The following is a 7,299-nucleotide window of genomic DNA, read 5'->3' as shown; positions in this document are numbered from 1 at the left end:
TCCAGGCTAAAAGAGCATCTGAATTTAGAGAACTTAACTGTAATGGGAGCCAAAAAAGTTAAAACTCATTTACTGTTAAGCTCAATCAGTTTGATAGCTGCAAGAATTGCAGCAGAGAAAATCAAGCTTCAAAACCAGACTTTAGCTGCTTAAAGAGCATTTTAAAACATGATTTTAAGTTACCCAAGCTAAGTGCGTTTAAATTTAGCAGTAAATCTATGGTAAATTTTTAAAATCTACAATTTCAAGTTAAAAGGCTTATTTTTATGATTCACAGACAATATTTTTTTGAATTAAACTAAATTAAGCGTATTATGAAATTCGCTTAAGTATGAATTATTTAAAGTTCCACCTAGATGGCTGTTTTTAAAGATTATTACTGATGAAGGAATAGTTGGCTGGGGAGAACCAGTTATTGAAGGCAAAGCTGCTACTGTTGCAACTTGTGTAGATGAATTAATGGAATATTTACTTGGGAAAGATCCCCTTAGAATAGAAGATCATTGGAACACAATGTATCGTTCGGGGTTTTATCGGGGCGGACCTATTTTAATGAGTTCTATTGCTGGCATTGACCAGGCTTTATGGGATATAAAAGGTAAATATCTTAATGCACCTATTCATCAACTATTAGGAGGGGCCTGTCGCGATTCTATAAAAATATATTCCTGGATTGGAGGAGATAGACCAGAAGATGTTGGAAAAGCAGCTCAAAATGCTGCTCAATTAGGATTTAAGGCCGTGAAAATGAATGCAACTGAAGAAATGCAGTATTTAGACTCTTACGAAAAAATTGATCAGACACTTGCTCGAGTAGAGAGTATTAGAAAAGCTACTGATAAATACTTCGGAATTGGAATAGATTTTCATGGTAGAGTAACTAAAACTATGGCTAAAATATTAGCTAAAGAATTAGAAGTATATCGACCAATGTTTATTGAAGAACCAGTATTAGCTGAAAACAACTATGCTTTAAAAGAAATTTCTAGCCAGACATCTATTCCAATTGCAACTGGAGAGAGAATGTTTTCGCGTTGGGATTTTAAAGATTTATTATCTGCTGGCTATGTAGACATAATTCAGCCTGATTTATCACATGCTGGAGGTATAACGGAATGTAAAAAAATAGCTGGAATGGCTGAAGCCTATGATATATCTCTTGCTCCTCACTGTCCGCTTGGTCCGATAGCTCTAGCTGCTTGTCTGCAATTAGATGCTACTTGTTATAATGCTGTAATCCAGGAGCAAAGTTTGGGCATTCATTATAATAAAGAAAATGATTTATTAGACTATGTTAAAGATAGAAAAGTTTTTGAATATAAAGATGGTTATTTAAAAATTCCTCAAAAGCCTGGACTTGGCATAGAAATCAATGAAGACTATGTCAGGGAAAGAGCTAAGCTAGGCCATAATTGGAAAAATCCAGTTTGGAGACATAAGGATGGCAGTGTAGCAGAATGGTAAAATTATCTATAAAGGAGATATAATATGAAAGCTAAAGTATTTATTACAAAACCAATTCCATTAGAAGTAGAAAATTATATAGCAAAATTTTGTGAATATGAGATCTGGCGAAATGAAAAACCAATTTCGGAAGAATTATTACTAGAAAAAGCAAGATCTGTTGCTGGCTTAATGGGCGCACATATCAAAGTAACAGAAGATCTTTTAGAACAGGCTCCCCAATTGAAAATTATAAGCAATATTGCTGTTGGATATGAAAACTTTGATATTGATTTAATGAGAAAAAGAAAAATACTTGGTACTCATACTCCATTTGTCTTAGATGATACTGTAGCTGATTTAGTTTTTGGAATATTATTAGCAGCAGGTAGAAAAATAGCTTATTTAGATCGTTATACTAAAGCTGGAAATTGGAATAAGATTGATGATAATAAATTTTTAGGAGTTGATATTCATAATAAAACTATTGGTATAGTAGGAATGGGAAGAATTGGAGAAAAAATTGCCAAAAGGGCAGCACTGGGATTTGATATGAAGATTTTATATACTGATAGAGAAGTAAAATCTGAAGTTGATAAAAAATTTAATGCTACTTTTTGTGAATTTGAACAATTACTTAGTAGATCTGATTTTGTGGTAACGATGACCCCACTTACCAGAGAAACATATCTGATGTTTGGGGAAAAAGAATTTAAGCTAATGAAGAATTCTGCAATATTTATTAATTGTTCTAGAGGTAAGATAGTTAATGAAAAAGAACTTATTTTTGCCCTGCAAAACAATGAAATAGCTGGAGCTGGACTTGACGTATACACGCAAGAGCCCATAGATAAAAATAATCCTTTACTCAGTATGGATAATGTAGTGACAACCCCTCATATCGGATCAGCTTCTGCTGCTACAAGATTCGAAATGGCCATGAAGGCGGCTAAAAATCTAGTTGCCGGTGTAAATGATAATAAACCTGAAAATTTAGTTTGGGAGCTTAAAGATTTAGTTTAATTTTTTTAATATCGGCTATTATTTAAAGGTCAATTTAAATTGACCTTTAAATAATACTAATTTGACTTTTTTAAGTAAAAAATGTATAATAATCGTTGAGAATTATTATCGATAGTAACAAATTTTTAAATATGTAAGTTAAGGTTTTATTTTAAAAAGTTGAATTTTAAATTGAAAGGGAGGTTAGATTTAATGAGTGAATATCATGAACCAGAAGACAAGTTAACAGAAGAAGCGATGGAGTATCATCGAATTATCAAAAGTGTAATGGAAGAATTGGAAGCTATTGATTGGTATAATCAGCGAGCTGCTGCAACCAATGACCCAGAAATCAAGGCAATTGTAGAACATAACCGTGATGAAGAGATTGAACATGCATGTATGGGACTTGAATGGCTGCGCCGTAATAATCCTGTCTGGGATGAAATGTTAAATACTTTCCTTTTTACTACAGCAAAGATAACCGAGGTTGAAGAAGAAGGAGAAGCTGATGAAGCTGGAGCTTCTAGTTCGAATAATGGTTCACTTGGGTTAGGTAATATGAAAGGAGGAGAATAAGAATGGATATTTTAAAACGTTCTTTAGCACCATTTTCAGCAGAAGCATGGGATTTTCTAGATGAAGAAGCAACTGCTGTATTTAATCAAAAATTAAAAGCCAGAAAAGAAGTAGATTTTATTGGTCCAAAAGGATTGGAATTATCTTCAATTAATACTGGTAGATTTACTCCAACTGGAATTGAAGATGTTGAGGGTGTTAGCTATTCTACTCGTAATGTTTTACCTTTAGTAGAACTTAAAGTTCCTTTTAAGATGAAATTAAGCGAAATAGAAGCCCTGGCAAGAGGAGCTGAAGATGTTGATACTGATCCTTTAATTGATGCAGCTGCTAAGGTTGCCAAGGCTGAAAATAAAGCTGTATTTTATGGTTTAGATGAAGTTAAAATAGAAGGTATAGTTGAAGCTTCCGATTATGATGAAGTAAGTGTTTCAGGTGGTGAAAAAGAGTTAATAACTGGTCTTTTAAAAGCTATAACTATTTTTGAAGAAAATAGTGTTGGTGGAAGTAAAAGATTACTCTTAGGACCTGAACTATATTCTTTACTTTATGAGTTAGATGATAAAGGTTATCCACTCAAACGTAAGGTAGAAGAAATGGTTGAAAGTGGAGCCTTATTAGTACCTGATTTAGGCAATAGAGGTCTTTTAATCTCTGAACGCGGTGGAGATTTTGAATTAACTGTTGGTCAGGATATCTCGCTTGGATTTGAAAAACGAGAAGACGATGAAGTTGAATTATTCTTTATCGAAACATTTACTTTCAGAGTAAATGGACCTGAAGCAGCTATAGTTTTAAAATAAAGTTGAGAAAAATTAGTTTAATTAATACCGCCCTAGCTAGGGCGGTATTTTTTTTCTTGCTCTAGCGAACTGATGTATGTTATAATTTTATTAAACTAAAATTAATAATATTTTTTATTTATTTTCTGATTTAAAAGAAAGGAAAAAAGTTATGGAACTGGAAAAAAAATTAGAAATTTTGAGTGATGCTGCTAAATATGATGTTTCATGTTCTTCGAGTGGGAGCAGTGGTCGGGGTGATAGTAATAGTCTTGGTAATACTAAAGTTAGTGGTATTTGCCATAGCTGGTCTGATGATGGTCGCTGTATTTCTTTACTTAAAATTTTATTTACTAATTATTGTATTTATGACTGTCAGTATTGTGTAAATAGAGCTAGTGTTGATCGCTCGCGAGCTGCTTTTACTCCAGAAGAAGTTGCAAAGCTAACAGTCGAATTCTATCGGCGTAATTATATTGAAGGATTGTTTTTAAGCTCAGCAGTTAGTAAAAATCCTGATTGGACAATGGAACAACTTTTAAAAACTGTTCAACTATTACGTAATAGATATAATTATCAAGGTTATATTCATTTAAAAGCTATTCCAGGGGCTGATTTTAAATTGATTTATCAGGCCGGGTTGTTAGCAGATAGGATGAGTGTAAATATTGAATTACCAAGTGAAAGCAGTCTGGGAAAATTAGCTCCCCAGAAGAAAAAAGCCGGTATTCTAATTCCTATGCAGGGAATTGGTCAGGAAATTGAACATAACTCGATTGCTCGAAAAAAATATAAAAGTAAAGAAAAATTTGTGCCAGCTGGTCAATCAACTCAATTAATTGTTGGAGCTTCACCTGAATCTGATCGGCAGATTATTAGTCTTTCAGAAGGGCTTTATAATAACTTTAAACTAAAAAGAGTTTATTATTCTGCTTATTTGCCAGTAAGCAATTCTTCACTTTTGCCTGTTTTGCCAGGGCCACCATTACAGCGAGAACATCGACTTTATCAGGCTGACTGGTTGTTAAGATTTTATGGTTTTCAAGCAAAAGAATTATTGACTCCCGGGCGCAATAACTTTGATCTTAGAATTGATCCTAAAGCCGACTGGGCTTTAAATAATTTAGATAAATTTCCAGTTGAAGTTAATACAGCAGATTATGAAATGCTGCTTAGAGTTCCAGGTATTGGTCCCCGATCTGCTGCTAAAATTGTAAAAGCTAGGCGAGAAAAGATTTTAGATCATTATAATCTAAAAAAATTGCGAGTTGTTTTAAAGCGAGCTAATTATTTTATTACTTGTGCTGGTAAATATGGAGCAGCAGTTCCTTTTGAAAAAGAAATTTTATATCAGAGACTAGCAGTTAAAGAACAGCAGCAGCTAGCTTTATTTTAATTAAAAAAGGGGGATTTTTATAGTGGCAGCTCAAAAAATATATATTTATGATGGCAGCTTTCAGGGGCTTTTAACTGTGCTTTATCAGTTATTTAGCAGAAAAGAAATTCCTTTTGCTATCGAAAAAGAAAGTGCTTATCGCAAAAACTTATTTTATACTGCTGAGTATATAAGCAATAATGCTCAGCAGGCAGATTTTTTTAGTGATAAAGTAAAGGAATTTATTTCTTCACAGGCTTTAACTGATTCGTTTCATGCTTTTTTGGCTGATGAAACAAAAGTTGAACTAGATATTTTTAAATACTTTTTTATGGGGTTTAAATTGGGCAAAAAAGTAGATAATTATTTAACTAAAGATTATATTCGTAAAGTCCAGGAGTTAGCTCGCCGTGTCAGAAGTGAAAATCATCGTTTAAAAGGTCTGGTTAGATTTAAAGAATCAATTGACGGCAAATATTATGCTGCTTTAGCCCCAGATAATGATCTTTTAATTTTGTTGGCACCTCATTTTAAAAATAGATTTGCAGTTCAGGATTGGGTTTTGCATGACAAGAAGCGGGGAAAAGCAGTTATTTATTCTGCCCGGGAAAAGGATTGGCTTTTAATCGAATTAGAAGCAGATTTTGAACCAGAGTTGAGCCAGTTTGAATTAGAATTTCAAAATTTATGGCAGACTTTTTTTATTTCTGTAAGTATTAATAATCGAGTTAATCCTAGAGCTCAGAGGCAATTTATGCCTAAAAAATATTGGCCTTATTTAATTGAAAATCCTGGTTCAAGCTATTAAGCTGCATTTGTTTGAAGATTATCATTTTTTAAATTAAACTCTTTATGATATAATTAGGAAAAGGTTTGATTTTTTGCCTGATTATCTCAAACAAAGGGGTGAATTAATTGAGTGATAATAAATTGAAAGTCTTTATTGTTGATGATTCCCGCTTTTCTATTCAGATAATTAAAGATTTGATTGACAAAAGTAAGTTTGAAGTTGTTGGAGAAGCTCATTCGGAAGTTGAAGCCTTAAAGAAAATTCAGAATTTGCAGGTTGATCTGGTTACCATGGATATGACTTTAAAATCTTCTGATGGATTAAGCTGCAGTAAAAAAATTCTGCAGTTAAAACCCGAAGTAAATATTATTGCAATTAGTTCAATGAAAGATGATGCGATAGTCAGGAAAGCTAATAAAGTAGGGATTTCTCATTATCTACAAAAGCCTATTGATGCAAATGAATTTGCAGAAACTGTTAATAAAATTTTTAATCATGAACAGATCTATAATAGTTTAGAAGCTGATTATGAAGATGCATTTTATGATGCTTTAAGAACTAACCTAAAAAGAGTTTTTGAAGATGATTTTTCCCTTTCAGAATCTAAATTTGATAGTTATCAGGAACGTTATTCTCATGGTTTATCGGTAGTGATTGGAATTATAGGTAGAGCTAAAGGAAGAATGATTCTTGATACATCTTTTGAAGCTGCTCAAAAAATAACAGAATCGTTTTTAGGTAGAAAAATAGTTGAAAAAGATTTTATCATTGATTCAGTCAGTGAATTTGCTAATATTGTAGCTGGAAATGCAGCCTCAATGCTGAATAAAAAAATTAAAGGGCTAAATCTCAGGCTTTCTCCTCCTACAGTGTTTGAAGGCAAAAATTTAAAAACAACTTTTCCTAAAAGCGAAAATGTTTCATTTTTAGTTAATGTAAATGAAAATAGAGTGTTTTTAAATATTAGTTTAGAAAGTAATACGGTAAGATGTCAAGAGAAAAAAAGAAAATAATTTAATTTATTTGGCTGAAAACGGTCAAATTAGGCATAGTTCTATCCGCCTAGCCTGAATAGTAATTTTTACCAATTCAGCCCATGACTAAATAATAGTTCTAATAGAAAATTAAGTAAACAGACTAATTTGCAATAATTATCTACCTCCGTGGTTGATATATTTCGCCTTTGCTTAGCAGAGCAAAAACGAGACGGACAAATTTACGTGCTGTAAGCACGAGGGCTCTTTTGTGTTTGTGCTTTGGAACTTCATTATACTTTTTGTAGTAGTAGTTTTTATAGCTATCATTGTGTACTCTCAATGAATTAGCGG

The 7,299-nt window shown here is 32.6% G+C and carries 8 protein-coding genes and 1 pseudogene; 7 read left to right on the top strand and 2 right to left on the bottom strand.

What is annotated here, in order from left to right; translation table 11 throughout:
* Window positions 1-293: 293 nt before the first annotated feature.
* Window positions 294-425 (bottom strand): hypothetical protein, encoded by a 132-nt coding sequence (locus BMZ74_RS14795; RefSeq protein WP_281244114.1) that lies wholly within the window; start codon window positions 423-425, stop codon window positions 294-296.
* Between BMZ74_RS14795 and dgoD the strand changes: the two genes are divergently transcribed.
* From dgoD to BMZ74_RS13795, 7 genes are all read left to right on the top strand, one after another.
* Complete coding sequence (gene dgoD / locus BMZ74_RS13825) at window positions 373-1,464, top strand: galactonate dehydratase (protein WP_245750900.1); 1,092 nt, start codon at window positions 373-375, stop codon at window positions 1,462-1,464. The two genes, BMZ74_RS14795 and dgoD, sit on opposite strands and share 53 nt — an antisense overlap.
* 24 nt (window positions 1,465-1,488) lie before the next feature.
* Window positions 1,489-2,466, top strand: a complete 978-nt coding sequence (locus BMZ74_RS13820; RefSeq protein ID WP_089862798.1) for a 2-hydroxyacid dehydrogenase — start codon at window positions 1,489-1,491, stop codon at window positions 2,464-2,466.
* A gap of 192 nt (window positions 2,467-2,658) precedes the next feature.
* A complete protein-coding gene (locus tag BMZ74_RS13815; protein ID WP_089862797.1) occupies window positions 2,659-3,024 on the top strand; it encodes an encapsulin-associated ferritin-like protein in 366 nt (121 codons plus the stop codon).
* Window positions 3,025-3,026: 2 nt separating this feature from the next.
* Window positions 3,027-3,827 carry a family 1 encapsulin nanocompartment shell protein gene (locus BMZ74_RS13810; RefSeq protein WP_089862796.1) on the top strand — a complete coding sequence of 267 codons (801 nt, stop codon included), beginning with the start codon at window positions 3,027-3,029 and terminating at the stop codon, window positions 3,825-3,827.
* 151 nt (window positions 3,828-3,978) lie between these two features.
* Entirely contained in the window at window positions 3,979-5,202 is a 1,224-nt protein-coding gene (locus BMZ74_RS13805) for a putative DNA modification/repair radical SAM protein (RefSeq protein ID WP_089862795.1), read from the top strand.
* 22 nt (window positions 5,203-5,224) lie between these two features.
* On the top strand, window positions 5,225-5,989 hold the full coding sequence (locus tag BMZ74_RS13800) for a TIGR03915 family putative DNA repair protein (RefSeq protein WP_245750899.1): 765 nt from the start codon (window positions 5,225-5,227) through the stop codon (window positions 5,987-5,989).
* Between the two features lie 107 nt (window positions 5,990-6,096).
* Window positions 6,097-6,984, top strand: coding sequence for a response regulator (locus tag BMZ74_RS13795; protein WP_089862793.1), 888 nt, complete (start codon window positions 6,097-6,099; stop codon window positions 6,982-6,984).
* A 142-nt stretch (window positions 6,985-7,126) separates the two neighbouring features.
* Here BMZ74_RS13795 and BMZ74_RS14415 read toward each other — a convergent pair.
* A pseudogene (locus tag BMZ74_RS14415) lies at window positions 7,127-7,299 on the bottom strand (IS110 family transposase); the annotation flags it as partial.

This window comes from Halanaerobium salsuginis (assembly GCF_900114545.1).
Classification (GTDB): domain Bacteria; phylum Bacillota; class Halanaerobiia; order Halanaerobiales; family Halanaerobiaceae; genus Halanaerobium; species Halanaerobium salsuginis.
Note: the sequence above shows the minus strand (reverse complement) of the source record. Positions and strands in the feature narration are given on the sequence as shown.